General features: G+C 48.8%; 9 tRNA genes and 3 rRNA genes. All 12 read left to right on the top strand.

What is annotated here, in order from left to right:
- A 23S ribosomal RNA gene (locus AU377_RS06975) occupies positions 1-128 on the top strand; the annotation flags it as partial.
- Between the two features lie 144 nt (positions 129-272).
- Positions 273-388: ribosomal RNA gene (gene rrf / locus AU377_RS06970) — 5S ribosomal RNA — on the top strand.
- 59 nt (positions 389-447) lie between these two features.
- A tRNA-Val gene (locus AU377_RS06965) sits at positions 448-523 on the top strand.
- A 10-nt stretch (positions 524-533) separates the two neighbouring features.
- A tRNA-Thr gene (locus AU377_RS06960) sits at positions 534-609 on the top strand.
- A gap of 5 nt (positions 610-614) precedes the next feature.
- Positions 615-690 (top strand) — tRNA-Lys (locus AU377_RS06955).
- 28 nt (positions 691-718) lie between these two features.
- Positions 719-800 (top strand) — tRNA-Leu (locus AU377_RS06950).
- A 6-nt stretch (positions 801-806) separates the two neighbouring features.
- Positions 807-881: transfer RNA gene (locus AU377_RS06945), tRNA-Gly, on the top strand.
- Between the two features lie 9 nt (positions 882-890).
- Positions 891-979 (top strand) — tRNA-Leu (locus tag AU377_RS06940).
- An 18-nt stretch (positions 980-997) separates the two neighbouring features.
- Positions 998-1,074 (top strand) — tRNA-Arg (locus AU377_RS06935).
- A gap of 12 nt (positions 1,075-1,086) precedes the next feature.
- Positions 1,087-1,163 (top strand) — tRNA-Pro (locus AU377_RS06930).
- Positions 1,164-1,174: 11 nt separating this feature from the next.
- A tRNA-Ala gene (locus AU377_RS06925) sits at positions 1,175-1,250 on the top strand.
- A gap of 129 nt (positions 1,251-1,379) precedes the next feature.
- Positions 1,380-1,455: ribosomal RNA gene (locus AU377_RS06920) — 16S ribosomal RNA — on the top strand; the annotation flags it as partial.

Below are 1,455 nucleotides of genomic sequence, written 5' to 3'. Positions count from 1 at the left end.
CTCAAGATGAGATTTCCCATTACATTTGTAAGTAAGATCCCTCAAAGATGATGAGGTGGATAGGTCTGGGGTGGAAGCACGGCGACGTGTGGAGCTGACAGATACTAATCGATCGAGGACTTAACCTTATTTAAAAAGACATGATTACGATTGTGCATCCAATGTTTGTTTTATTCAGTTTTGAACGAATAAGTATCGTTCGCAAAAAAAGTACTTGCAAATTCCAATAACCTTGGTATAATGAATATTGTCGTCGACAAAAAACGACAAAGTCTGGTGCCGATGGCGAAGAGGTCACACCCGTTCCCATACCGAACACGGAAGTTAAGCTCTTCAGCGCCGATGGTAGTTGGGGGCTTCCCCCTGCAAGAGTAGGACGTCGCCAGGCTTTCATATTCATTATTTATGAAAAAAGTACAAGCCTCAGGCTTGTCACAATATTTATATGGAGGATTAGCTCAGCTGGGAGAGCACCTGCCTTACAAGCAGGGGGTCGGCGGTTCGATCCCGTCATCCTCCACCATATATACCTTGCCGGTGTAGCTCAACTGGTAGAGCAACTGACTTGTAATCAGTAGGTTGAGGGTTCAAGTCCTTTCGCCGGCACCACTTTTGAGCCATTAGCTCAGTCGGTAGAGCATCTGACTTTTAATCAGAGGGTCACAGGTTCGAATCCTGTATGGCTCACCATCTTTTTATAGGTGAAATGCAAAATATTGCGGGTGTGGTGGAACTGGCAGACACGCTAGACTTAGGATCTAGTGCCTTCGGGCGTGGGGGTTCGACTCCCTTCACCCGCACTCTAAGCGGAAGTAGTTCAGTGGTAGAATACGACCTTGCCAAGGTCGGGGTCGCGGGTTCGAATCCCGTCTTCCGCTCCATTTATCCTTGCCGGGGTGGCGGAACTGGCAGACGCACAGGACTTAAAATCCTGCGGTAGGTGACTACCGTACCGGTTCGATTCCGGTTCTCGGCACCAGTTGTATATTAAGTAAATGCGCCCGTAGCTCAATTGGATAGAGCGTCTGACTACGGATCAGAAGGTTATGGGTTCGACTCCTGTCGGGCGCGCCAATAGTATATTTTCGGGAAGTAGCTCAGCTTGGTAGAGCACTTGGTTTGGGACCAAGGGGTCGCAGGTTCGAATCCTGTCTTCCCGACCATTTCTTAAAAAGGGGCCTTAGCTCAGCTGGGAGAGCGCCTGCCTTGCACGCAGGAGGTCAGCGGTTCGATCCCGCTAGGCTCCACCAATGAACCTTGAAAACTGAACAGCAAAACGTTAACAAATACGTTTGCGGATCCGACCCCGTCGGTGAAGTAAACAAAAGAAGAATCTTCGGATTCAAAGTCAGCAAGAATTGAGCAAATCAATTTCTTCTATTATGGAGAGTTTGATCCTGGCTCAGGACGAACGCTGGCGGCGTGCCTAATACATGCAAGTCGAGCGGACAGATG

This window comes from Sporosarcina sp. HYO08, assembly GCF_001563475.1.
GTDB lineage: Bacteria > Bacillota > Bacilli > Bacillales_A > Planococcaceae > Sporosarcina.
This window is presented reverse-complemented; position numbering and strand designations above follow the sequence as displayed.